Source organism: Lysinibacillus sp. FW301-JW8 (assembly GCF_058788755.1).
On the sequence record NZ_JBYTBB010000055.1, the window covers coordinates 1 to 22,941 of the forward strand.

General features: G+C 35.6%; 28 protein-coding genes. 11 read left to right on the forward strand and 17 right to left on the reverse strand.

Features of this window, described 5'->3' with window-relative positions; genetic code table 11:
• Positions 1–412 precede the first annotated feature (412 nt).
• Positions 413–919 (reverse strand): YflT domain-containing protein, encoded by a 507-nt coding sequence (locus tag AC3WOM_RS19405; RefSeq protein WP_492448012.1) that lies wholly within the window; start codon positions 917–919, stop codon positions 413–415.
• A 202-nt stretch (positions 920–1,121) separates the two neighbouring features.
• On the reverse strand, positions 1,122–1,562 hold the full coding sequence (locus AC3WOM_RS19410) for a Dps family protein (RefSeq protein ID WP_492448013.1): 441 nt from the start codon (positions 1,560–1,562) through the stop codon (positions 1,122–1,124).
• Between the two features lie 231 nt (positions 1,563–1,793).
• Here AC3WOM_RS19410 and pepF point away from each other — a divergent pair, with 231 nt between their 5' ends.
• Positions 1,794–3,608 (forward strand): oligoendopeptidase F, encoded by a 1,815-nt coding sequence (gene pepF / locus AC3WOM_RS19415; RefSeq protein WP_492448014.1) that lies wholly within the window; start codon positions 1,794–1,796, stop codon positions 3,606–3,608.
• A 236-nt stretch (positions 3,609–3,844) separates the two neighbouring features.
• Positions 3,845–4,828 carry an SEC-C domain-containing protein gene (locus AC3WOM_RS19420; protein WP_427545054.1) on the forward strand — a complete coding sequence of 328 codons (984 nt, stop codon included), beginning with the start codon at positions 3,845–3,847 and terminating at the stop codon, positions 4,826–4,828.
• A gap of 319 nt (positions 4,829–5,147) precedes the next feature.
• Here AC3WOM_RS19420 and AC3WOM_RS19425 read toward each other — a convergent pair whose 3' ends face one another.
• The gene (locus AC3WOM_RS19425) at positions 5,148–5,345 is read right to left on the reverse strand and encodes a zinc-finger domain-containing protein (RefSeq protein ID WP_427545052.1); all 198 of its coding nucleotides are present in this window, start codon (positions 5,343–5,345) and stop codon (positions 5,148–5,150) included.
• Positions 5,346–5,576: 231 nt separating this feature from the next.
• Here AC3WOM_RS19425 and AC3WOM_RS19430 point away from each other — a divergent pair, with 231 nt between their 5' ends.
• The 5 genes from AC3WOM_RS19430 (at position 5,577) to AC3WOM_RS19450 (ending at position 9,288) form a co-directional block, all read left to right on the forward strand.
• Positions 5,577–5,969, forward strand: a complete 393-nt coding sequence (locus AC3WOM_RS19430) for a ribonuclease HI family protein (RefSeq protein ID WP_492448016.1) — start codon at positions 5,577–5,579, stop codon at positions 5,967–5,969.
• 256 nt (positions 5,970–6,225) lie between these two features.
• Positions 6,226–7,041 (forward strand): amino acid ABC transporter substrate-binding protein, encoded by an 816-nt coding sequence (locus AC3WOM_RS19435; protein WP_492448017.1) that lies wholly within the window; start codon positions 6,226–6,228, stop codon positions 7,039–7,041.
• Positions 7,042–7,106: 65 nt separating this feature from the next.
• Entirely contained in the window at positions 7,107–7,763 is a 657-nt protein-coding gene (locus AC3WOM_RS19440) for an amino acid ABC transporter permease (RefSeq protein ID WP_492448018.1), read from the forward strand.
• Between the two features lie 10 nt (positions 7,764–7,773).
• On the forward strand, positions 7,774–8,520 hold the full coding sequence (locus AC3WOM_RS19445; RefSeq protein ID WP_492448020.1) for an amino acid ABC transporter ATP-binding protein: 747 nt from the start codon (positions 7,774–7,776) through the stop codon (positions 8,518–8,520).
• Between the two features lie 153 nt (positions 8,521–8,673).
• Positions 8,674–9,288, forward strand: coding sequence for a C40 family peptidase (locus tag AC3WOM_RS19450; protein WP_492448021.1), 615 nt, complete (start codon positions 8,674–8,676; stop codon positions 9,286–9,288).
• A 207-nt stretch (positions 9,289–9,495) separates the two neighbouring features.
• Here the strand turns inward: AC3WOM_RS19450 and AC3WOM_RS19455 are convergent, their stop codons facing one another.
• Positions 9,496–10,695: an MFS transporter gene (locus AC3WOM_RS19455; RefSeq protein ID WP_492448023.1), complete on the reverse strand. Its 1,200-nt coding sequence runs from the start codon at positions 10,693–10,695 to the stop codon at positions 9,496–9,498.
• Between the two features lie 5 nt (positions 10,696–10,700).
• Complete coding sequence (locus AC3WOM_RS19460) at positions 10,701–11,099, reverse strand: MarR family winged helix-turn-helix transcriptional regulator (protein WP_427545039.1); 399 nt, start codon at positions 11,097–11,099, stop codon at positions 10,701–10,703.
• A 354-nt stretch (positions 11,100–11,453) separates the two neighbouring features.
• Here AC3WOM_RS19460 and AC3WOM_RS19465 point away from each other — a divergent pair, with 354 nt between their 5' ends.
• Positions 11,454–12,008: a DJ-1/PfpI family protein gene (locus AC3WOM_RS19465; protein ID WP_427545037.1), complete on the forward strand. Its 555-nt coding sequence runs from the start codon at positions 11,454–11,456 to the stop codon at positions 12,006–12,008.
• Positions 12,009–12,056: 48 nt separating this feature from the next.
• Here the strand turns inward: AC3WOM_RS19465 and AC3WOM_RS19470 are convergent, their stop codons facing one another.
• From AC3WOM_RS19470 to AC3WOM_RS19490, 5 genes are all read right to left on the reverse strand, one after another.
• Positions 12,057–12,386: a DUF3889 domain-containing protein gene (locus AC3WOM_RS19470; RefSeq protein ID WP_492448024.1), complete on the reverse strand. Its 330-nt coding sequence runs from the start codon at positions 12,384–12,386 to the stop codon at positions 12,057–12,059.
• A gap of 88 nt (positions 12,387–12,474) precedes the next feature.
• A complete protein-coding gene (locus tag AC3WOM_RS19475; RefSeq protein WP_283871775.1) occupies positions 12,475–12,606 on the reverse strand; it encodes a hypothetical protein in 132 nt (43 codons plus the stop codon).
• A 21-nt stretch (positions 12,607–12,627) separates the two neighbouring features.
• Positions 12,628–12,816, reverse strand: coding sequence for a hypothetical protein (locus AC3WOM_RS19480; protein WP_492448050.1), 189 nt, complete (start codon positions 12,814–12,816; stop codon positions 12,628–12,630).
• A gap of 222 nt (positions 12,817–13,038) precedes the next feature.
• On the reverse strand, positions 13,039–13,875 hold the full coding sequence (gene coaW, locus AC3WOM_RS19485; protein ID WP_492448025.1) for a type II pantothenate kinase: 837 nt from the start codon (positions 13,873–13,875) through the stop codon (positions 13,039–13,041).
• Positions 13,876–14,316: 441 nt separating this feature from the next.
• Positions 14,317–15,051 (reverse strand): SDR family NAD(P)-dependent oxidoreductase, encoded by a 735-nt coding sequence (locus tag AC3WOM_RS19490; RefSeq protein WP_492448026.1) that lies wholly within the window; start codon positions 15,049–15,051, stop codon positions 14,317–14,319.
• Positions 15,052–15,270: 219 nt separating this feature from the next.
• On the opposite strand from AC3WOM_RS19490, the gene AC3WOM_RS19495 reads away from it, so the two are divergent.
• Positions 15,271–16,092 (forward strand): squalene/phytoene synthase family protein, encoded by an 822-nt coding sequence (locus AC3WOM_RS19495; RefSeq protein WP_427545029.1) that lies wholly within the window; start codon positions 15,271–15,273, stop codon positions 16,090–16,092.
• Positions 16,093–16,321: 229 nt separating this feature from the next.
• On the opposite strand, the gene AC3WOM_RS19500 is transcribed toward AC3WOM_RS19495, so the two are convergent.
• Both AC3WOM_RS19500 and AC3WOM_RS19505 read right to left on the reverse strand, forming a co-directional pair.
• Positions 16,322–16,774 carry a VOC family protein gene (locus AC3WOM_RS19500; protein WP_492448027.1) on the reverse strand — a complete coding sequence of 151 codons (453 nt, stop codon included), beginning with the start codon at positions 16,772–16,774 and terminating at the stop codon, positions 16,322–16,324.
• 466 nt (positions 16,775–17,240) lie between these two features.
• Positions 17,241–17,729, reverse strand: coding sequence for a metal-dependent hydrolase (locus AC3WOM_RS19505; RefSeq protein WP_492448028.1), 489 nt, complete (start codon positions 17,727–17,729; stop codon positions 17,241–17,243).
• 218 nt (positions 17,730–17,947) lie between these two features.
• On the opposite strand from AC3WOM_RS19505, the gene AC3WOM_RS19510 reads away from it, so the two are divergent.
• Positions 17,948–19,192, forward strand: a complete 1,245-nt coding sequence (locus AC3WOM_RS19510; protein WP_492448029.1) for a ferredoxin reductase family protein — start codon at positions 17,948–17,950, stop codon at positions 19,190–19,192.
• Between the two features lie 263 nt (positions 19,193–19,455).
• On the opposite strand, the gene AC3WOM_RS19515 is transcribed toward AC3WOM_RS19510, so the two are convergent.
• The 5 genes from AC3WOM_RS19515 to AC3WOM_RS19535 all read right to left on the reverse strand — a co-directional run bounded on the left by AC3WOM_RS19515 (position 19,456) and on the right by AC3WOM_RS19535 (position 22,302).
• Positions 19,456–19,650 (reverse strand): hypothetical protein, encoded by a 195-nt coding sequence (locus AC3WOM_RS19515; protein WP_492448030.1) that lies wholly within the window; start codon positions 19,648–19,650, stop codon positions 19,456–19,458.
• Positions 19,651–19,863: 213 nt separating this feature from the next.
• Positions 19,864–20,100: a hypothetical protein gene (locus tag AC3WOM_RS19520; RefSeq protein ID WP_492448031.1), complete on the reverse strand. Its 237-nt coding sequence runs from the start codon at positions 20,098–20,100 to the stop codon at positions 19,864–19,866.
• A 14-nt stretch (positions 20,101–20,114) separates the two neighbouring features.
• Positions 20,115–20,807, reverse strand: coding sequence for a hypothetical protein (locus AC3WOM_RS19525; protein WP_492448032.1), 693 nt, complete (start codon positions 20,805–20,807; stop codon positions 20,115–20,117).
• A 511-nt stretch (positions 20,808–21,318) separates the two neighbouring features.
• Entirely contained in the window at positions 21,319–21,672 is a 354-nt protein-coding gene (locus AC3WOM_RS19530; protein ID WP_492448033.1) for a hypothetical protein, read from the reverse strand.
• A 21-nt stretch (positions 21,673–21,693) separates the two neighbouring features.
• On the reverse strand, positions 21,694–22,302 hold the full coding sequence (locus AC3WOM_RS19535; RefSeq protein ID WP_492448034.1) for a hypothetical protein: 609 nt from the start codon (positions 22,300–22,302) through the stop codon (positions 21,694–21,696).
• A gap of 62 nt (positions 22,303–22,364) precedes the next feature.
• Here AC3WOM_RS19535 and AC3WOM_RS19540 point away from each other — a divergent pair, with 62 nt between their 5' ends.
• Complete coding sequence (locus AC3WOM_RS19540; RefSeq protein ID WP_492448035.1) at positions 22,365–22,841, forward strand: tyrosine-type recombinase/integrase; 477 nt, start codon at positions 22,365–22,367, stop codon at positions 22,839–22,841.
• Positions 22,842–22,941 lie beyond the last annotated feature (100 nt).

A 22,941-nucleotide genomic window follows, 5' to 3' on the forward strand; every position in this document is an offset into this window, starting at 1 on the left:
CTTTCGCTAACAGTTCCTACTGCCAAGTCTGTAGTGGACTTTCACCACCTAGTTGTTGCGCATGCCGGGCACACACACTATGAAAAGACAGAGTGCTCTATACTCTGTCTTTTTCATGTTGTAAAACTATTATGTTTATCAAATTACAAAGAATTTCTCTGTAGCAAAAATGAAGCTAAAGCAATCGCTACGCTTTAGCGCAAAAAGCGGCTCGTCATTCGCACACTGGAAACCAATCTATGATGGTTATTCTATTAAGCACAAATACTAGTCAATCGTGCATAATTTCTTCTCAATTCTGCAATCCCACCCTCAAAACAAAGATTTCCTGTTGTATTCGACAATGTATAGCCCAAGCATAAGAGATTTCTATATGAAAAGACAAAGCGCTCTACACTCTGTCTTTTGTTCTTTATAAATATCTTCTTAATTGCTCCGCCTCATTCATACGCTCCTCGGCCTTTAATCGTTCTTCTCGTTGTGTAGCTGTTTCACCGATTAGCGGTTCAGGTGCTGTTAAACGTGGACCTAGTGGATCATGTCGATAACGATTTTCTTCTGAATAGACTGTTGACTTGGGATCAACTAAATCTACACGCTCAGCAAATAAAACAATGGCTCCTTGCTCCACTAGCTGTGCATAATACGCTGTTTGTCCCTCCGTCAAACCGAAACGTTTTAAGCCTTCTGATACTGCTGTTTCTCCAGTGAACCACGATTTAAATTGATCTAGCCAATTACCTGCCTCATGAGTTTTCACATCAGCATCCCATTTGACATCCTCGAATTGATTGGCATCCTTTGCGATAATATGAATATCCTCTGTGTGATAGCCTTTTAATCGCATACTTTCTAAAATTTGAAACATTTCTTCTTTTGTATGCGCCACTTCAATTTGTGGGTTTTGTTCATTCATCATGTTCAATTCCTCCTAAGTTGTATGGCTTACTAGGATATTACCCTACTCTCCTCTGTAAAAACCCTTTTCATACATCCTTTAACAAACTGTCATAATTGTAATAATGATTTGATCCCTGTTTTATTTTTGTCATCTTCGAATAAAAATAAAAAATAGGCTAATTGGAGCTGCCGCTACTCCAAATGCCTATTCTTAAACAATTTTATTTATCAAGGAAGGCTTTTAACATCCATGTATGCTTTTCTAGAGATTGGTACATGGCATTTAACATATCCTCTGTACGGTCATCGCCTTCCTCCGCAGCTAGCTCCATTGTTGAATTTAATGCTTTCATCAGTTTTTGGAAATCTGAAATTGTTGTCGCCACCATTTCTTCTGTTGTTTCATCTCCTGTTGCTTCTTCTACATATGATAGCTCAAGATGCTCTTTTAACGTTGCGACAGGCTTGCCGTCTTTCGAAAGAATACGCTCAGCAATGTCATCGAGATTTAACGTTGTTTCATTATATAATTCTTCAAATTTTGCATGCAATGTAAAGAAGGCATTCCCTGTTACATACCAATGATAATTGTGCAATTTCGTATAAAGTACAGACCATGTAGCAACAAGCTTATTCAATTGTTTGTTTAAATTTTGTGTCATAATTTCTCCTCCATTGTGTCAATAGTTCTAGCCATTAGTATGCGTTATATTCGTTGTTGGCTATACACACATTTTTCCCAAATGACATATTTTCAAACACAGGTATTTTTCGGATGAGATTTTGTTATTCTTTCTTCATTAAGAATATTTCAACTATTCTCTTAAATTATTTCACTTTCCGAAATAGTTTCGTTATAATTAAGTCACTTACTTTTAAAGGGGTGTTTATTGATGGAGGTTTTACCATTACGAAAAGATGTACCAGTTGAACAAACGTGGGATTTGAAAGTTTTGCTTGAAAATGATGCAGATTTTGAACCCGTTTTAGCGCAGCTTGTAGAGAATGCATCGCACTTTGAGCGTAACTATCAAGGTACAATTACAGATGCTCAAAAAGTCATTGATGTTCTCACAGCTTTTGAGGCATTAGAAAAAAGCATTGTTCCAATTGGTACTTATGCTAGCTTAACAATTCAAGCAGATCATACAGATGACACAGCCCAAATGCGTGCTGCAAAATTTAGTACAGCAGTTGGAAAAATAACTAGCTCACTATCTTTTGTACGTAGTGAATTGCTATCATTAGACGAGGGAATTTTAAAGGAAGCAAGTCTTCTAAGCCCTGTTTACAAGCTATATTTAGAGGATTTGTTAAAAAGAAAGCCCCATCAGCTACATCCAGAAGTGGAAAAAGCATTAGCTGCATTAAACGCTACTTTTGAGGCACCTTACGAAACATACAATACAGCAAAATTAGTGGATATGCATTTTGGAGAATTTGAGGCAAATGGTGAAAAACATCCATTAAGCTTTGTTTTATATGAAAACGGCTGGGAGTTCGAGGCAGATACAAATGTGCGCCGTTCAGCATTTAAAGCATTCTCGAATAAGTTACGAGAATATCAGCATACTACTGCCAAAATTTATAACACACATATTCAACAGGAAAAAACAATGGCTGATTTGCGAGGCTTTGACTCAGTCATTGATTACCTATTATTTGATCAGGATGTCGATCGCTCACTCTATAATCGTCAAATAGACCTTATTACAAAAGAGCTTGCCCCGCATATGCGCCGCTATGCTAAGCTGATTCAAAAAGCAAATGGCATCGATAATATGACATTTGCTGATTTAAAAATTGCTCTTGATCCAGATTATGATCCAAGGCTAACGATGGCTGAGGCGAAAAATTATGTTGAAAATGCGTTAGCAGTACTTGGTCAAGATTATACAAATATGATTGAAAAAGCGTTTAATGAACGTTGGATCGATTTCGCGCCAAACAAAGGAAAGTCCACTGGTGCCTTCTGCTCAAGCCCATATGGAAGCCATCCTTATATTTTAATGTCGTGGAATGAGCGTATGAATGAGGTTTTCACACTTATTCACGAGCTTGGACATGCGGGGCACTTTGCCAATACTCATGCCCATCAATCTTATTTTAATAGTCGACCATCATTATACTTTATCGAAGCACCATCAACAATGAATGAAATGCTGCTAGCCAATCATTTATTAACGCATAATGATGATCTTCGCTTTAAACGATGGGTTATATCTAATATTGTGTCCAAAACTTACTATCATAATTTTGTCACACATTTACTGGAAGCAGCCTATCAGAGAAAAGTATATGAGTTAATTGACGCTGGTGAAGCTGTTAATGCTACAATTTTAAATCAATTAAAACGAACTGTTCTAGAAGATTTCTGGGGTGATACTGTTAATATTATCGAAGGAGCGGAGCTTACTTGGATGCGTCAGCCTCATTATTATATGGGCTTATATCCATACACATATAGTGCTGGTTTAACGATTTCTACACAAGTATCTCAGCGTATACTAAACGAAGGTGAAAAAGCTGTTGAAGAATGGTTAGCTGTACTTCAGGCTGGCGGTACAAAGTCACCAGTAGAACTTGCTCAAATGGCCGGGGTTGATGTTACAACAGATCAACCGCTTCGTGAAACAATTGCTTATATTGGCCATCTTATTGATGAGCTGGAGCGATTAACGGTGGAAATGGAAGCAAGTAAAGGCTAAACACAACTGTTCATTAAAAACCATCTATGCTTTACTATTAGCGTAGATGGTTTTCTTTTTTGGTTCTAAGCAGGAAAATGCGTACATATACTAGAACTAGGGCGTCCCTCTACATTTTTTTGATATTTCTAAATAGACAATCATTTTTCTTCATACAAAAGTACCGTTATTATTAAATGTATGCAATTTATTTAGCAAAAACCGACTAACAATTTTTAAAGGAAGTGTATCTAATTATGGTAAAACGTAATGATCCATGCCCATGCGGTAGCGGCAAAAAATACAAAAAATGTTGTGAAGGTAAACAGCAGGTAACAGTTGAAACTGTAGCAATTGAAGAATTAGAGCGTGTGCTGCAAACATTTTACATGGAGTATCCTGAGCGTAAAGATGTTCGTGCCTATATCGAGCATGTAGGAACATGGCAGCCTAAATTAGAGAGCGTGTTACAAAGAGAACTGATTGAGGCAGTTGCGTTAGATGACTTCTTCTTCCATCAAGAGCCATCTATTTGGAAAGGCTATTTGAAGAAAACAAAGAAAAAAACGGTAAGACCTTCTACTTTAAAGGTTTTAGAGAATTGGTCACAGCCTAATTTATTTATTGGCTCTGTCTCAGCTGTAGAAGAAAATTATTTCAAGGCTATCCATGTGCTAACAAATGAAGAAATTTATATTCGTCGAGAAAATGACAAGCCAATTCCTGAGGGAATGCATGTTTTTGCCTTCCTCTTACCAGACGGATCAAAAAAATTAGAGCATTATTTAGCTGTTTCAACACTGATCTTCTTCCCTCAAGATCATGCAAAAGTATTTGAGCAATTTAAGAAATCCTTTGAGGGCTCAGAGAAAAAGGCTAGCGCATTCCTGAAAGAAGAACACCTATCCTTCTGGGAATTACTTGTATCTAATGGCTATAAAGGAGAGGAATTTACAAACTTTGAGAGCAATGTCTTAACTCAAGTAAAGGATTTCCTTGAGCAAAATGATCGTGAGACTGCTCCGATGTTAGAGCTTTTAGAGGATTATTTAATTGAAGGACAACCATCTGCACGCAAAGAAGCTGCGATTGCTGCTGGTGCGATTCGCTATGGGCAAGAAAAGGCGTTATTCGAATCCCTATCCTTGACTGCAAAAGAAATCGCTGCATCGTTTGAAATTTCTGCTTCCTCTCTTACAAAGTATTATCAAGACTTAAGTAATTATGCTGCTACTAAATAGAGAGTAACTTCGTTTTCCTAATCCTAAATGGATAGTGAGAGACCCACTACAATTATTTAAAAAGTACTTGTATAACCAATATTTTGTTATTGGTTTCTATGGGCAAAAATGCGCCGTACGCTGGAGAATACTTCTTAAGCGTACGGCGCATTTAGGTATATAAAATAGAAAAAAGCTACTTTGTTATCAGCAGAGCCAACAACAAGGTAACTTTTTCTATGGTAACCAACCAATAATAGTATTTCCGATCATATTGATATTTATGCATTAGTTTTAGTAAATATGATTAATTTTTTATTAAAAAATAAATTTCGATTACTTACAGCTTCTTACTATATACTTTTAAAAGCTCTTCTCCAAGAAACTGTAGTCGCTCCCCCACTGTGCATGCCTCGATACAGAAACGATGAGCTCCTGGCTTTCCGCGATCTTTACGCAGCTGCTTAATCACTAAGCAATCCGCGCAATACGTATCATGCAGTTCATCAATATCTTTCATAACTGTCACTTTATCCATGTTAAACTCTCGCTCCCTCCCTGTCCAAAATTCGCTTCTTACTATTATGAAGTGAACGTTTTGAACAAGCAACTATTTTGTTTATTTACACCTAAATAAAGTGAAACTACAATCAGGTTTGCATTACTTACTTCTTCATTTTTGGAGTCTTACTGTTTATATGATAAAAATTGGCATGAACGAAAAATACCTTTGTTGTACAATTAAAATAAAACAAAAAGTAGGGATTTTATGTTAGAGGTATATATAGATGCTGCTAGTGCAGGTAATCCTGGTCCCAGTGGCATAGGTATTTTTATTAAAGGTGAAGGTCATCATATACAGTTTAGCGAATTTATAGGTTCTACCAATAACCATATTGCAGAGTTTACAGCTTTAGTCCGTGGCTTAGAGGAGGCTCAAAAGCTTGGTTCAAGCATCGTCTCTATTCGATCTGATTCAAAAATTGTTGTAGCCTCTATGGAAAAAGAGTATGTGAAAAATGAGGAGTTTAAACCTTATCTCGAGAAGGCATTAGTACTTGCAGATACCTTCGATTTATTTTTTATCAAATGGGTCCCTGATAGTCAAAATAAAGCTGCTGATGCTTTAGCACGTAAGGCCATTCAAAAAGAAAAAAATTAAATCATAGACTAGGAACTGTTTTTGCCTTAGCGCGCAGTTCCTTTCCTCTATCTGCTTCATTTAATATTCCCTAATTTTTTATTTTTTATCATCTTTCTTCGTCATTAAATGATTGCTCTAAAATGAAGGCATTTTCTAATAATTCAATACGGATATTGACAATTTTAATATACGATGTTATTCTTTATCACATTAGTGATTTAGTTAACGAAAGTGAATATTAGAAATCTATTTATGATGTTAGGAGAATGCTAAAATGAAGCGTATATTCGTATTGCTTTTCATGCTGACAGCCGTGATGTTTGCATTAGCAGCATGTGGTTCATCAGAGGAGAAAACAAGTGGAACAGATAAAACAACTGCTGACAACAAATCAACTGATAAAGAAAAACTAATTATTGGTATTGACGATAAATTTGCACCAATGGGTTTCCGAGACGATAAAAATGAAATCGTTGGCTTCGATATCGACTTAGCTCGTGCAGCAGCAGAACATATGGGCGTAGAAGCAGAGTTCCAACCAATTGAATGGAAAACAAAAGAAGTAGAATTAATCAGTGGTCGTATCGATTTAATTTGGAATGGCTATACGATAAACGATACTCGCAAAAAACAGGTATTATTTACTAAACCCTACTTAGAAAACGCACAGGCTGTAATGACACTTAAAGATTCTTCTATAAAAGAGTTAAAGGATTTAGCCGGAAAAGAAATAGGTCTTCAATCACAGTCTTCTGCGGCAAATGCACTAAATGCAAATCCAATTCACAAAGAAATTAAAACAGTTACTGAATTCGGAGATAATGTTTTAGCATTAACAGATTTAAAAACAGGTCGTGTTAAAGCTGTTATTATCGATTCAGTTGTAGCTGAATATTATATGACGAAAGAGCCTGACACATTCAAATTGTTAGATGAATCATTAGCACCTGAGCAATATGGGATTGGTGTCAAGCCTGGCAATGAAGCATTATTAGAAAAACTTCAAGCTGCATTAGATAAAATGAATGAGGATGGCACTTCTGCTGAAATCTCTACAAAATGGTTTGGGGAAGATAAAGTTTTAAAATAATTGAATGCTATAAATTGTTAAGAGTTTCCTTGCGAAGCTCTTAATCTATTTGGAGGGAAGAAGAAATGGCGGACTACTGGCAAACAATGGTTTTGCCGATGCTTGAAGGGGCTAAAATGACAGTATTACTGTTTTTCATCGCCATTCTTGTATCGATTCCACTTGGTTTCATATTAACATTATCAGCGAAGAGCCGTTTTAAACCTCTTTCTTGGCTTGCACATACGTATATTTATGTCATGCGTGGTACACCACTATTGCTACAACTTTTATTAATTTGCTTCGGTTTACCTATGCTGCCAGTCGTTGGAGAGTACTTAGTGCTTGATCGGTTTGTCGCAGCATGTCTTGGCTTTATTTTAAATTATGCAGCTTACTTTGCTGAGATTTTCCGTGGCGGATTACTGGCCATTGATAAAGGTCAATATGAAGCAGCTCAAGTACTTGGTTTATCAAAATGGCAAACTACGACACGCGTTATATTGCCTCAAATGTTTCGAGTAGCTCTACCAGCCTTATCAAATGAATCAGTCACATTAATAAAAGATACAGCTCTTTTATATGCAGTCGCTGTACCAGAGCTTTTGCATTTCGCACAAACAGCTGTCAATCGTGACTTTACAATTATGCCGTTCTTTATTGCTGGTGCTATTTATTTAGCCATGACACTTGTCTTAACTGTGCTGTTTAAATGGTTAGAAAAACGCTTTAAATTTGAATAGAGGTGACAGTATGGCGCTCATTGAAGTAACAAACTTAAAAAAATCCTTTGGCGAGCTTGAAGTACTCAAGCGAATTACTTTTTCTATAGATAAAAATGATGTGATAGCTGTAATCGGCCCGTCTGGATCAGGTAAAAGCACTATGCTCCGAAGTTTGATTCATTTAGAGGAAATAAACGGAGGTAGTATCTGTGTAGACGGTGATTACTTGGTGCAAGAAGGTCAATATCCAAAGCAGCAGGAAATTAAAGCAATTACAGCAAAAATGGGTATGGTTTTTCAGCACTTTAACCTATTCCCCCATTTAACGGTTCAGCAAAACCTTGAAATGGCACCAAGCTTAGTAAAAAATGAATCTGTAGATGCAATTGCTCGTCGCTGTCAAGATTTATTAAAAAAAATTGGACTTGCTGATAAAGCGAAGGCTTTTCCAGCCAATCTTTCTGGTGGTCAAAAACAACGTGTAGCCATTGCTCGTGCACTTATGATGAACCCACAAATTTTATTATTCGATGAACCAACCTCAGCCCTTGATCCAGAGCTTACAGGAGAAGTGTTAAAGGTTATGAAGGATTTAGCTGAGGAGCATATGACAATGATTGTGGTCACGCATGAGATGGGCTTTGCACGTGAAGTGGCGAACAAGGTGTTATTTATGGATGGTGGCGAAATTATTGAAGCTAATCATCCTGAAGAGTTTTTCAACAATCCTCAACATGAACGAACTAAGGCTTTTTTAAAGAAGAATTTAAAATAGAAAGACGGAGAGTAGCCATTATGCTGTTCTCCGTTTTATTATGTTTAATTGTATCCTTAATGTTATTTTATTGACATACAATTGTAATATTCTAATGTTAATATCATTTATGTATTAGGCAATACGCTTTCAAGTTATAGGAGGATACATACTATGAAAAACAAAAGAAAGTATAGATGGGGATTAAAATTAGCAGCATTGGCATTAAGCTCATCAGTACTTTTTTCATCGTTAGAGACAGCATCTGCTGCAACATACACAGTAAAATCTGGTGATTCTTTATGGAAAATTGCTAGTCAACAGGGAGTCTCTTTACAAGCATTAATGAGCTGGAATCATTTATCTTCTTCCACGATTTATGTTGGTCAAAAGTTAAACCTTAATACGATGCAACCTACTACACCTAATTCGCCAGCAAATCTTGTACAAATCGCCAAACAACAACTAGGTGTTAAATATACATTTGGAGGAACTAAACCAAGCACAGGTTTTGATTGCTCAGGATATATCACGTATGTTTATAATAATGCAGGTATTTCAACGCCTCGTAAAACAGCTGCTGGCTTTTACAATACAGCACAAAAAGTAAGTACACCTAAAGTTGGTGATTTAGTATTTTTCGCGAATACATATAAAGCAGGCGTCTCCCATGCAGGTATTTATATCGGTAATAATCAAATGATAAATGCAAGTAATAGTGGTGTGACGATTGCTAATATCAATAGTTCTTATTGGCAGAAGTACTTTGTAGGGTATGGACGCCTATAAACAAACTAGCTGAACTAATATAACCATTAGTTCGGCTTTTTACTTTATCGAAATGAAATCCATTTCAAAACCTGCTGCTACAATTTACAGTAAAACATTTCAAAATTCAGGTGGCTATCATCGTGCAGTTGATGAAATTATTAAATTTAAACATTTTTCACAAAAAAGCTGAACTACTATTGCTATTAGTTCAGCTTATAATTTTATTTAAAGTCCTATATCCCCTGCTACATGTTTAGTTTTTATTTTGGCTAAACGCACTAAATAGATAATAAAAACAACAACCAATAAACCTGCACCAGTTAAATAAACAGCACCATAGCCCGCTTGTACTGCTACAATTCCTAAAATATAAGAACCTAAGGCAATTCCAAGGTCAAACATCGTAAAGTATGTTGCCGTTGCATAACCACTACGTTGAAGTGCTGTTGATTGTACTGCTAATGCTTGTAAGCTTGTTGTTACTGCTCCGTAGCCGAATCCTATAAAAACAGCAGCACTTAAAAATAATGCCGGTCCCGTCACAAATGCAAGCATAACAAGCCCAATAGCAAAGGATATTATACCAGGAATAATGACAAATTGCGGTCCTCTTGTATCATAAAGCTTACCAGTATAAGGTCGTGTTATTAGCATTGCTGCTGCAAAAACTGCATAAAATAAACTGGCAATGGCCATGAGTCCTTTTTGCTGAGCATAGACGGATAAAAACGATAAAACACTCGCATATGAAAAAGCTACTAAGCTAGCAATAGCTGCTACAGGAAGTGCTTTGCGTTCTAATAAATCGTGCAATTTAAAGGTTAATTTCCCCTGATGTGCAGGTTTGGGTAGATCATCTATATTCACAGTTACAGCTAAAATGCCACCCGCTACTATACAAATACTCATCACAATAAATAATACATTGAAACTACTATATTGAATAAGCAGCAAGCCGATGAATGGTCCAATCACGACAGCTAAATTAGTGGACATAGTGAAATAGCCAAGTCCTGCACCTTTACGATTCGCGGGTACAATATCCGCAGCTAAGGAGCCAGCCGCAGTTGTGATAACACTAAAGAAAATCCCTTGAATAAAGCGTAGTCCAAGTAAAAGTCCAAATGGATGAATGAATAAATATAATACTGTACATAGAAAATAGCCAACAATTGAGATAACTAAAAGCTTCTTCTTTCCAAAAACATCTAATAATTTACCCGAAAAGGGACGAACAATAATGGCTGATAATAAAAAACCTGATAGTAATAGCCCTGCCTCTTTATCAGTTTGATGAAGCTCACCAATCGCATAAAGTGGTAAAGTTGTTACAAGCCCATAAAAAACAAAAAACACTGAAATATTTGTTAAAAACAAACTAATAAATCGCTTCGTCCATATTTTTGAATTTTCCTCATGCTGCATGTCAATCAACCTTTCATTTTTTCCAATAGACTTATAAATTGCTGTTGTTCTTCAACAGTAAGTGATCCTACCATTTCTTCCTCAAACGCTACTATAGTATCTGTAATAGCGGGCAAACGCTTCTCCGCTTCAGGTGAGAGAGTAACAATCTTTTCCCTCTTATCTTCACCATCTATTCTTTGTACCCAACCTAACGTTTCAAGTCGAGTAATTGCCCTTGTAATACTTGGAGCCTCAACATTTAAATATTTCCAAATTTGCGTTAATGTCATTGGACCGTGAGTATGTAAGCAGTATAAAATCGTCCACTGTGAGCTATACAAATTATGCTGTTTCAGTACTTCGTTTAAACAGTTCGTTAAATAACGACTTTTTTGGAATAAGGCATGGAATATCGGATTCAATTTGTGACCTCCTCATTTATCCCTCATTAACGGGCAGTAATTTATCTGTATCAATATACAAGGTTCCTCAAAACTCAGCGAAAGCAATGAAGTTAGGTGTAATGTCCAATTAGTGAAGATCAGAAGCAAGAAATCTTCATTGCTTAAATACTAATTTATTTACCTAGCTAAATAAATACTATACGCTTCATTTTTTTCATTGTAAAGTAGGTTGTTTGAACGTTATGCAATGCATTCAGCAATTTGCAATTACTTATGAATACCTATTTCTTTCAGCTTTTCTAAAATATCAGCAGGGAATTTTTTGAAAGTGTCGAATTTAGCTAGTAAATCACAATAAAAGGAGATGAAAGTATGGGGAAAAAAGTATTAATAATCGCAGGTGATGCTGTAGAGGCGTTGGAAATTTTTTATCCTTATTACCGCTGCTTAGAGGCCGGCTATGATGTGACGATTGCAGCACCCTCAGCAAAGAAGCTACAAACTGTATTGCACGATTTTGTGGATGGGGTCGATACATATATCGAGCGTACAGCATATGGCTTAGAGGCACACTCATCGTTCGCTGATGTTGATCCAGCACAATTTGACGGACTCATTATTCCTGGTGGTCGAGCACCAGAATATATTCGTTTAAATGAGTATGTTCCAGCACTAGTAAGCCATTTCTTTGAAGCCAATAAACCAATTGCCGCTGTCTGTCACGCAGCGCAAATTTTTGCAACCATTCCAGAGGTGCTAAAAGATCGTGAGCTCACAGCTTACATTGCCTGTAAGCCAGAGGTTCAGGTAGCAGGAGGCACTTATATTGATGCAAATCTTCATACTGATGGCAATTTAGTCAGTGGTCATGCATGGCCAGATCTACCTGGATTAATGCGTGAATTTATTCATAAATTAGAACAATAAGGGCAGTAAAAAGGATGCCTTATGCTAGGCATCCTTTAACATTAAGCATTATGAGGCAGCTTCCTGTAATTCGATGTTTTCTAACTTATTCGTCTTTGTAACATATTGAATTTTTACATAGACCCCAAATTCCTTATCATTTTGTTTCAGCCATAGCTTAAATTTTTCTATTGTTGTATCCCCTTGAATCTCTCTTCCCTCATACAAATAGTCCACTATCTTAGCTAGTGGATATTTAATTCTCACCTCTTTTATCGCTACTATACTCCACTTTGCATAGGCTGGAGCTTCTTGTTGGGCAAAAACAGCCGTTGGAATATGTAATTGCGAAGTAAGTAATATAAGAAAAATTCCAATTGATAGACAAAATTTTTTCAATTTATTTTCCCCCTTTGGTGTATAAACTGTTAGACAAAGCAAAAAATAAGTGCTCCAAAAGCAAAATTACTTAAGGAGCATTTTTTGATTATTGTTTAGGTTGTTGAGGATTATTATGAATAACCTGATTAAATTCTGCTGAGTATTCTTCCCGGTCATTCTTTTTATGGACATCTTCTTTCTTTTTCTTTTTAAAGCTTGTTTTATTTTTCTTTGCCATTTCTAATCCCTCCACATTTAGTTATTTCCTTTTATTGGATTGCTGATTTTTATCATGGTTTGTCTTATTATCTTTATTTTTAGCCTTTGCATCAAACTCAGCTGACAATTCTTCATTCAGGTTGTCGTTAGGATTATTGTTATTACTATTACTTCTATCGAGGTCTTTGCTTTTGTAGGTACCGAAAGGGTTATGCGTTCTAACATTCATCGTTTTTTTACTGTTTTTATTGCCCACAGATATTCACCTCCTACCTGTAATGTGCTCAGGAATGAAGGATTTATGCTTTGGGGAAAACTTCAATGGCAGGGGATATATATATCAATTTCATCTAGGTGTAATTGTAGCTGCCGCTTTGCTTTGGCTACAGAAAACAAATAAAAAAATGTACATCACCAATCATCATTAGTAATGTACATTCTTATTTGTCCTTTAGACAATTGTATATTCAGATATATTTAGCAAAGCTCCAACTGCCCCAGAAAAACCGTGGTCATTTATAAAAATGGGTGTATGCTTTTTTGTACGTGTATAATTGGCAATTACACGTGCAAGATGATCGTTATTGCTCAAGGTAGAGCCAATATAAACAATATGCTGCGTATTTTTTTCCTCAGCATATTGAATACTAAGTGTTGTAATCACCTCTCCTACAAGTCCTTGTACAGTAGCAATAATATCTTCTGCTGGATGATTGACAAATTTTGTAATACCGACCTTCCCAAAATTACTAGCTGTTAAATGTCCATCAATAGGCGTATCCATCCCTTGATAGATGTCTTTGACAAGCAAATCAATAGACTCCCTATTACCATTAGAACCCATTTCTCTTATTTCATTGTAATCTGTAATACCCGTTGTAAGCGCTGACAATCCAATTAGTGTTCCACCGCCTATTCCTGTTCCCCCAACACGAATATGCGTATTGCCTTCCATATAATGAATTGAAGTACCAGTACCAATATTCGTGATCATACTACGCTCAAAGAAATAGCCTTCTTTATGTAGCAAAAATCGAACACCCTTCAATGTAGCTTCAAATTCTACTATATAATGGATTGATTTCATTGCCTTTATGACTTCCAGTAATTGCTCCGTACGTCCTCCTGTAACACCAATATCCTCAATATCTGGATGATTAATAATCCAATCCTTTACAGCCAGCAAATCATTTGACGGAAAAGTTGATAAAACAAGCTCATTGTGCTCATCTAAATAAGCAACTTTTGTCAATGTGCCACCTGCATCAATACCTATAGCCTTTGGCATACCATTCTCCTTTAACTTTATTCAGTACAATCTCTATTTAAACGGGTGAGATATATACTAGATTTTGCTTTTATTCAGGATGCGTTTAAATGCCTGCTGAATAAAGTTCATGCCCCCACTGTTGTCATGGATTTTGCAAGGAGTTATTGTGTCAAAATCCCGACGTATCTTCTATATAATACTGTCAGCAAAAATTACAGTTACCATTCTTGTCCCACGTAATTGTTTATTTGCCCTTTCTAAACTTTAACGCTGTTGAAATGATTGTGCAATAACTTAGCAAACTTTCATGAAAAAAACACGAAAAATATCAAAATACTTCTATTTTTCACCTTTATTGCGAAAGCATTTTTATTACTTTATCATTTTTTTATTAAAAGAACAAAAAAAGTGAAAATGCATGAATGAACACACATTTCCACTTTCTTTTTTCATTTATTATTAACGAGCAGAGTACCCGCCATCTATAACTAGTTCAGCACCTGTAATATAGGATGCCTCATCTGATGCAAGGAACAAAATAGCGTTAGCAACTTCTTCTGGTCTTCCAAGTCTGCCCATTGGTGTAGCTCGTACAAGCATATCCATCGCTTCTTTTGCTTCAGATAATTTAGCTGTCATTGGCGTTTCGATAACACCTGGGAAAACGGTATTTACACGTATATTAAAGGCTCCTAATTCAGCCGCTGCTGCACGAGCAAATGCACGTAGTGATCCTTTAGATGCTGTATAAGCATTCATGCCTGCACCAATAATTGCTGTGTAGGAAGATGTATTAACAATAGAACCTTTTCCTGCTTCTTTCATATAGTTGGAAGTATGTTTAATCCCTAAGAATGGACCGAAAGCATTGATATTATGCATAATTGTCCAGTCAGCTTGGGAAATTTGATCAGGACCTTTTTCAGATGAGATCCCAGCATTATTAATTAAAATATCAATACGACCATATTTGTCGAAAACTGCTTTCGTTACCTCTGCCCAGTTTTCATCTGAAGAAATATCTAGCTTCATTCCCTCTACATGCTCTAGCTCAGAAATTTTTGCTAGGTTTTCTTCGTTAATATCAGCCGCAATAACTATAGCTCCTTCTTCCGCAAACAATTTTGCCATTGCAGCACCCATACCTGATGCACCACCTGTAATAATTGCAATTTTGTTATCTAAGCGTCCCATAAATAAAACTCCCTCTATGTCATATTTTGTATCGCAAAAGTCCAACCAGTATTTTGAAAAAATATGGTATAGAACTAAATAGTTTACTATTAAACTTTATCATCTTTTTAAAGCGTTTTCAAAGAATATGACTAGAAATTAAACAATCTGTTTTATCTTTCCTCACTTTTGCGATACGATATACTATAGATGTGTGACCATGTGAACGGAGGAATTGTAGTGAAAGATCAAAAGACACTTTATAAAGAAGCGATGCAGGTTTTAAAGGAAACTAGCCGCACTTTTTATATACCGATTACTTTTTTAAAAAACGATTTGAAAATGTCAGTGGCAGCCGCCTATTTAGCTATGCGTGCTATTGATGAAATTGAAGACCATGAAATGCTTTCAAATGATGTAAAATTTGATTTACTAACGGGAACAAGTGAATTATTAAAGGAAACATTTGATGCCGAGGCATACGAAGCATTATTAGCACCATATGCAGATCAACTACCTGAAGTATCTCTTCGTTTAGCAGACTGGCTTACTTTCTGCCCTGAAGGCTCACGAAAAATTGTCCAAGCATCAACGAGTGAGATGTCTTTTGGGATGGCCAAATGGGCAAAAGCAAACTGGCAAGTGCACACGCGTGAGGATTTAGATGATTATACATACTACGTGGCAGGGCTTGTTGGCACAATGTTGTCTGAGCTTTGGGCGTGGGGTGCAGACATTCAAACAGATCGCGATTTAGCAATTGGCTACGGACGTGGTCTCCAAGCTGTGAATATTTTACGTAATCAGCATGAAGATATGGATGAGCGTGGGGTAAGCTTCGTTCCTGATGGCTGGACACGTGAGGAATTATTTGCATACGCAGAGGAAAACCTTGCGAAAGCTGATCTTTATATGAAGGATATCAACAAACGCACAGTACTTTTATTCTGTCGTTTACCACTAGCACTTGCTCATAAAACTTTGAAGGCGATGAAGGATGGTCGCGAAAAAATGACACGAGCAGAAGTCGAAAAAACGGTAGAAGAGGTACAGGCTGACTAAAGCAGCTATCTTAACTTAAGGTTTGGAGAAAAATCTGAGTAATGACAATAATGTTGTTTAATTTTGAAGCTAAATAACGCATTATACCGTCCACAAATGTGGACGGTGTAAAAATAAAGTCGTTTAAAACCTAATTTTATGCAATGCGCACTTTTATTGAATAAGTATTTTCTTCAAATATTTTACTTCGGTAATGTAGATTTCAGTAAAGGCTTAAAACGTCACTTACTTATTTGTTACCGAGTTGTTCTGCCAGACCGATTAGAAGTCCTTCAATTCCACGAATGTAACAGAGCCGATACGAGTCCTCGTACTGAACCACTTCGCCAACGAGCTGAGCACCATGATTAGTGAGTCTGGATACCATTTCGTCAATGTCTTCAACGGCAAACATGACGCGTAGATAACCGAGGGTGTTTACAGGAGCTGTCCGGTGATCTGATATTGTAGGTGGGGTGAGAAATCGCGAAAGTTCAAGTCGGCTGTGACCATCTGGAGTAACCATCATAGCAATTTCTACGCACTGAGAACCCAATCCGGTTACGCGACCAGCCCATTCACCTTCGACAGTGGCTCGCCCTTCGAGGTTCAAACCAATCTCCTCAAAGAAAGAGATTGCGTCATCAAGGGATTCTACAACGATGCCGACATTGTCCATTCTTAGTAATTTGTTTTTTGCCATAGTCTTATCTCCTTATGTGTAAAATTTATTATCTGATTATCTTCAATAATTATTCTATTAAAAAGTTACAAATTCCTTCCAAACAATAAACACCTTGTCACAGTATAGAAAAATATGAAATTGGGTTTTCTGGTATGTCATATAACATGCACAACACTTCATTAACCCTTTACTATTGGAATATTCGCGAACCTTATTTCGTGAATGCCATCATGTTCAAATAGTTTCAAATATTTGATACCGTAGTTGCTATTCGATAAAACAACTTCGACTTCCCCACAAAATATTCCTACCCTGTACTCCATTAAATGGTCCGTGATTGGAATAATGCAACCAACCCTTTAAACAACTTTATCTTGAAACAAAATCCTCTCAAATAAACAGACGAAGATGATAAATTAATATATGCCCCCATTATTAAACAGATGTTTAATAAATAGGAGCATTTTCATATCCATGTGTTTACTTAGATAGTACCTATAAATTTTAGAATAATTTCATAACTAAAATACACAGAAAGCATCGTTAACAACATAAATACTATTTTTTCAACTTTACTGCCTGTTTTGGTTGTTAGTGGGAAACGGACAGAAATAGATACTGGGAAAAACAATTTAACACCCTTTTTTGTCCCCATATCCAGAAAAATATGACTTGCCATTCCTAATAAAATCCCTTCTGAAATCGCTTTAAAAGGAACTAAAGTATGTAGCACCATCACCATTAAAATTAAAAAAAGTAAACTATGTGTAAAGGAACGATGTCCAAACAACTTATTAACCATTTTTGAAATAATGGGAAACTTTCTCCCGATTTTGCTGCCGCTATGGCATATATCTGGAAGTAATGCACCGATAATACCTGCCCCTACTAAAATGAGCGGATTATCATTCGAAATTTGTGCAAAGGCTAGGCTAGCAGTAATGCCCCCAACAATATGAGTATTCCCTTGCATAGGACTCCCCTCTCATGTCTTTTATAATATGTCCTCCTTAATTTAACACATCTTCCCCAAAAAGGGAACGTATATTCCGAACGTACACTCCCCTTTTATTTCAGGTTGGAAAGAAATAAAACTGTAAGTGTTCCAAGAACTTCTTTTTCAGAACCGTTTCAGGAACTTATTGTATATATAGGATGATTTTCGATAAAAATAAGGATTGGAGGTTATTTATGAAATCAATTAGAGGTATTATATTTATTATACTCATTATGGGAGCCAGCGCTTTACTTTGGTTTTTTGCTACACCTGTAGAACCACTTCATTCTTTGGATAAGCTTAGTCACATGATTGGAGGCCTGGCAATTACAGGATTCTTTCTTGTTTTTTTATTATCAACTAGAATGAAGATTTTAGATAGATGGTTTCATGGTCTAGAAAATGTCTATCGTTATCATAAATATGTCGCTATTATTTCACTAGCATTAGTGATTTTACACGGACAGCTACAAGAGATGGTTCCAGAAATGGATAAAAAATTTGAGACTTCTCTTAGTGAATTTTCAAAAGAGCTAGGAGAGCTTGGTCAATATGGCTTTATTGCTCTTATTTTAATAGCCTTTCTTGCAAAATTCCTAAAATATGAACACTGGCGGATTATTCATCGATTCATGCTCATTCCCTATACTTTCGGAATATATCATGCATATTTTTCCAGTAAATACGATTTACTTCAACCTACACCCTTAGGCATTTTCACTGCCATTATGACGACTATAGGATTTATGTCGGCATTATATATGCTAACAATGTATCAGGATATGTTTTTTAAATACACAGGTAAAATTACAGGAATACAACAAATGGGCTTGAATGCAATTGAGCTCGAGATAACGCTTGATAAAAAAATCCCCTATCAATATGGTCAATTTGTTTTTATAAAATTTTTTCAAGATGGACTAGAAAAGGCACCACACCCCTTTTCAATTTCTGGCGGAGACGGTGAAAAAATTTTCGTTACCATAAAGGTACTTGGAGATTTCACACACCAAGTTTATCACTCTATAAAAATAAATACGGCTGTTGCTCTTAATGGACCGTATGGGCAATTAAATTTCGAAAAAGGTCCCCAATCACAAATTTGGATTGCAGGTGGCATAGGTATTACTCCTTTTTTACCTTATTTGCAGTCACAGCCTATTGATCGTACTATTGAATTATTTTACACTTACCAAGGGGAAGACAATGCTATCTATAAAGATTTCTTACAAACGTATGCATTAACTAATCAACAGTTTAAAGTAAATTTTATTGATTCTACCCAAATGGACAGGCTGTCATTTGAAAATTATCATGTACCAGCAAATACCCAAGTCTATCTATGTGGTCCTGACAAAATGGTTAAGCATTTTACTAAGCAATTGAAATCACATAATAACGATATAAAAATAGATTTTGAAGCATTTAAATTTAGATAATACTCGTTCTATTATTTTCAGGTTGCAAAGTGATACATGAAACAAGCTATAAAACCTTATGTATCAAGGTTTAAGTATCTTTTTAACAGATAGAGTAATTTGCATGATACAGCATTAAAAGTATGGTTTTGGGGCTGATTGGGGCTAATAAAAACTAGGCGAGCGTGTGTACAGGAATGTGTGAGTAAAAAAGATTGGGGCTAATTGCTTCAATCTTTTTTTCGTTATTACCCACGCATTGTACAGAACCCCTTTGAAGCTCTTCAGTCTTTAGTTATTTGCCGTTTCCTATAAACAATCAGACCAATAATAGAAAGAAGTAAAAATACACTACTAGAAATTAAAAAGAATAAAGATAAATCTCTCTTTTCTCCCCAGTTGTTAAATGCTTGTGAAAAACCTATAAAAACCATTAAAAAAGATAGTACCAATTGAGGTTTTGAAACATCTTTAAACAATAAGATACCTCCCTCCCTTATGTATGCTTAATAATAAAGAAGACTACCAATTTAGTAGTCTCAATTACTTTTTTTAGTGATAAATAAAAAACACCTACCGAAGTAAGTGTTTTGATAATCTTTTTGATTGCCACTTATTTTGGAGTGGTCTTTGTTAATAAAAGAAAAGACCAAGCGTGTTTAACTTGTTCTTTTCCAATATAGATTAAATTTTTATTTAAGTGGTCTAAATTCTGGATATAGTTCTGAGATTTTATTACCCTCTATTGTCGCATTTTCAAAAAGCTCTTCATGCCCACAAAACTCTTGGGTATAAGAATCTCTTGTTCTTGATAGAAAAGATTTTCCTTGATTATGACTTATCCAATATTCATCATTTTTATAATAAAAATTAAGTTCATCACCCATTGATATAAGATTTTTGAATTCTAAATATTCTTTCTCAGTCATAAATTAACTCCTTTTTAATAGCCTGGACCTCTTGAATTACCATTCCAGTCATGTCTATGTGGTACTTTAGGGTGTTGCTTTGGATTTCCATGATCTGTGTAGTCAATATCCATATCAGCATTCCCATTTTTGTCGTAGTATCTTCTTTGAACAACTTTTCCGTTCCAACTACCATCTGCCGTTCTATCTTTACTACTCAAAGGATTCCCTGTAATTGGTAATCCACTACCAGAAACACTGTGATCTTCTGTTTTAGTTCCATTTTTCTTGTGTTCATTATAAGCCCTTTCAGCAAAATAAGCTTCTATTGTATTATAAATCCATGTACCTGCTTTTATTACAGCGCCACCTATTAGAATAACACCTGCAGCAGTAATTACAATTTCACCAACACCCGGTATCCACCATGTACCTGCAATTGCACTAGTTATTGCAAATGTAGATATTCCACTTGGATTCTCATTTTCAATAAATACCGCTTGGTCTAAAAGGATTTCAAATTCTTCTTTGGAATAGAAAGAATCTCCTATGTAAACACCATCATCAACTACTTTAATTTCATTAAGAGTTCCTTGATTTTCATTCACATCATCACTATATCCTTCTGTTGCACTTGCATCAGTTATTGGACTAATTGTAATAGGGAAAATAAGTGAAAAAATTAGAAGAAATGATACTAATTTTCTCAGTGAAATCTTACTTTTCATAATTTGTTAATCTCCTTAAAATAAAATTTTTACACTATTGCCATAGCAGTTTCTTACCTCGAGGTACACTTATCCTATCATTGTTAAAAATTACTTTTCAATCAATAATTCACGCCAATTTACGCCATATTTACCACCATTTTTTGGCGTTACTTCAATTTTCTCCAATACTAAAGTTACAATTTTTTTGATTTCAAAACAAAATACTTGATATTTCTTTCAAATCTATCTTTTATATCAAATAATATTGTTCACAAAACTGTAAAATTTTTAATAAATTATACAAAAGAAGATTAAGTTCCCATAAAATGTTGAACCTGATCTTAAGTGTTTTACACGTCATTGCTGAATCGTAATGTACAGCGATTCCTGAATAATATATGAACTAATCAGGGAATGAAACTTAGTTAAAAATACTTTACACAATAAAAGACCACCCATAAGAGTGGTCCTTTCGTTTCTTGTTGCTAGTAGCCTTGACAATCAATGCCCTGGCTATTAACTTTCCACACTATTTTAAACTTTTTTTAGCTAAATCAAGGGCAACTCCTAGTTTAATTTGATTATATTTACTCAAACCTTGTAAATATTGAGGAATACTTTTAGATTCAACAATCGGTTCAATTTCTACATTAAATCGATCTAATTCAATTACCAAGATAATGTTATCATTAATCAATAACTTATAAATATCCTCACCTTGCTCAGGTATCCAATCAATAATATAAGCTGCTTTCATTTCCGGATATATACTTCTTATCACTTCAAGTAATCTTTTATTTTCTTCACTCTTGAAAAGTAATTCATTAGATTTTACAAGTTGTTTTCTTATATCTTGTTCCGTTTTACTACCTATTAGTTTCACGTTTTTCACTCCCTGTACTATCTATTTTATTACCCCTGGAGTTGCTGTCACTAAATTCCCATGACTATCAACCAATATTGTCATTGTAGAAGTAGGTTTAAAATCATCAAATTTATCTAGTCCAATTGGTTTGTCCAAGGTGACTTCTCTGACATATCTAGGTCCATTTGCACTTTCAATACTTCTTATAATTGGTGATTTTACTATTTCCTCACTTGTTAACAATGAACGAAGTTCGTCTTGAGAAATGGTAAACTGTGAAGCATTCTTTTCTGAAAAATGTCTATCTAGTACATGATTCCATCCTTCATTACTTATATTTATTCGAGATTGAACGATAGGAGGCATACCTGGAATTTTACCCGAACCCTCTTCTGGTTCCTCTTCTCCTGGCTCCTCCTCAACATCTTCACCAAGCTTAACCGATATTAATTTCTCTTTATCCCACTCAGATTCAACTATCAATTCACCATTTGGACCTGTTAGGACAGACGTTCTGACTACTCGTCCATTCTCTTGTGTCTCTCGAAAACTTGACGGATCATCGAAAGCATTCGATAAATTATCAAGCATAAGTTTCTTGCCTTTTGCATCGTCAAAAATGCCAATGCTATTTAGCTGCAATTCCATAACAAGTGAACGTTCTATATGGTTTTTATTACCTGTTGCATTCCCGAAAATGAACTCCAATTTTGAGCCAAGATGTTATCGGTATCCACACGCCCAAAACAACAAATAGCTATAGAACCATTCTAGTAGATGAAATGGTTATGAAGCAACTAGAGACTTATTTAAAATGGTGTAAAAAAGCATTATTTAAAAATGGTCGGAAACTGCAAGACGATTTATCAAAAGACGATACGTTTGTGTTTATATTCGAACACGCTGCAGCTCCGATTGCTCCAACAAGTCCTATTTATGCATTCAATAAAATTTTAGATAGGAGTGGACTGCCAAAAACAACAATACATGGTTTAAGGCATACACATTGTACCATCTTATTAAATCGTGGACTCAATGTGAAAGTTATTGCAGAGAGATTAGGCAATACACCCAAAATGATAATGGATGTTTATGGTCATGTTCTAAAGGAATTAGAGGCTGAATCTGTATCACTCTTTAGTCAAACTTTACAGGCTAGTGGGGCTAAAACTGGGGCTAATCAATAACGAAAACGTTAGAAACCATTGCTATAGCAAGATTCTTAAGACACATTATGCTATACTCGTTCAATAGCTGAAAAGACCATCGTCCTAATAATTAGACAAT

What these genes read in the sequence shown, in the direction of transcription:
- AC3WOM_RS19435 (WP_492448017.1), top strand. Translation starts at nt 6,226, where the DNA reads ATGAAGCGTATATTCGTATTGCTTTTCATGCTGACAGCCGTGATGTTT.
- AC3WOM_RS19405 (WP_492448012.1), bottom strand. Translation starts at nt 919, where the DNA reads ATGATGAATGAACAAAACCCACAAATTGAAGTGGCGCATACAAAAGAA.
- AC3WOM_RS19480 (WP_492448050.1), bottom strand. Translation starts at nt 12,816, where the DNA reads ATGAATGTTAGAACGCATAACCCTTTCGGTACCTACAAAAGCAAAGAC.
- AC3WOM_RS19420 (WP_427545054.1), top strand. Translation starts at nt 3,845, where the DNA reads ATGGTAAAACGTAATGATCCATGCCCATGCGGTAGCGGCAAAAAATAC.
- pepF (WP_492448014.1), top strand. Translation starts at nt 1,794, where the DNA reads ATGGAGGTTTTACCATTACGAAAAGATGTACCAGTTGAACAAACGTGG.
- AC3WOM_RS19430 (WP_492448016.1), top strand. Translation starts at nt 5,577, where the DNA reads ATGTTAGAGGTATATATAGATGCTGCTAGTGCAGGTAATCCTGGTCCC.
- AC3WOM_RS19490 (WP_492448026.1), bottom strand. Translation starts at nt 15,051, where the DNA reads ATGGGACGCTTAGATAACAAAATTGCAATTATTACAGGTGGTGCATCA.
- AC3WOM_RS19410 (WP_492448013.1), bottom strand. Translation starts at nt 1,562, where the DNA reads ATGACACAAAATTTAAACAAACAATTGAATAAGCTTGTTGCTACATGG.
- AC3WOM_RS19465 (WP_427545037.1), top strand. Translation starts at nt 11,454, where the DNA reads ATGGGGAAAAAAGTATTAATAATCGCAGGTGATGCTGTAGAGGCGTTG.
- AC3WOM_RS19505 (WP_492448028.1), bottom strand. Translation starts at nt 17,729, where the DNA reads ATGCAAGGGAATACTCATATTGTTGGGGGCATTACTGCTAGCCTAGCC.
- coaW (WP_492448025.1), bottom strand. Translation starts at nt 13,875, where the DNA reads ATGCCAAAGGCTATAGGTATTGATGCAGGTGGCACATTGACAAAAGTT.
- AC3WOM_RS19500 (WP_492448027.1), bottom strand. Translation starts at nt 16,774, where the DNA reads ATGGCAAAAAACAAATTACTAAGAATGGACAATGTCGGCATCGTTGTA.
- AC3WOM_RS19425 (WP_427545052.1), bottom strand. Translation starts at nt 5,345, where the DNA reads ATGGATAAAGTGACAGTTATGAAAGATATTGATGAACTGCATGATACG.
- AC3WOM_RS19445 (WP_492448020.1), top strand. Translation starts at nt 7,774, where the DNA reads ATGGCGCTCATTGAAGTAACAAACTTAAAAAAATCCTTTGGCGAGCTT.
- AC3WOM_RS19525 (WP_492448032.1), bottom strand. Translation starts at nt 20,807, where the DNA reads ATGAAAAGTAAGATTTCACTGAGAAAATTAGTATCATTTCTTCTAATT.
- AC3WOM_RS19475 (WP_283871775.1), bottom strand. Translation starts at nt 12,606, where the DNA reads ATGGCAAAGAAAAATAAAACAAGCTTTAAAAAGAAAAAGAAAGAAGAT.
- AC3WOM_RS19535 (WP_492448034.1), bottom strand. Translation starts at nt 22,302, where the DNA reads ATGGAATTGCAGCTAAATAGCATTGGCATTTTTGACGATGCAAAAGGC.
- AC3WOM_RS19455 (WP_492448023.1), bottom strand. Translation starts at nt 10,695, where the DNA reads ATGCAGCATGAGGAAAATTCAAAAATATGGACGAAGCGATTTATTAGT.
- AC3WOM_RS19450 (WP_492448021.1), top strand. Translation starts at nt 8,674, where the DNA reads ATGAAAAACAAAAGAAAGTATAGATGGGGATTAAAATTAGCAGCATTG.
- AC3WOM_RS19440 (WP_492448018.1), top strand. Translation starts at nt 7,107, where the DNA reads ATGGCGGACTACTGGCAAACAATGGTTTTGCCGATGCTTGAAGGGGCT.
- AC3WOM_RS19520 (WP_492448031.1), bottom strand. Translation starts at nt 20,100, where the DNA reads ATGACTGAGAAAGAATATTTAGAATTCAAAAATCTTATATCAATGGGT.
- AC3WOM_RS19510 (WP_492448029.1), top strand. Translation starts at nt 17,948, where the DNA reads ATGAAATCAATTAGAGGTATTATATTTATTATACTCATTATGGGAGCC.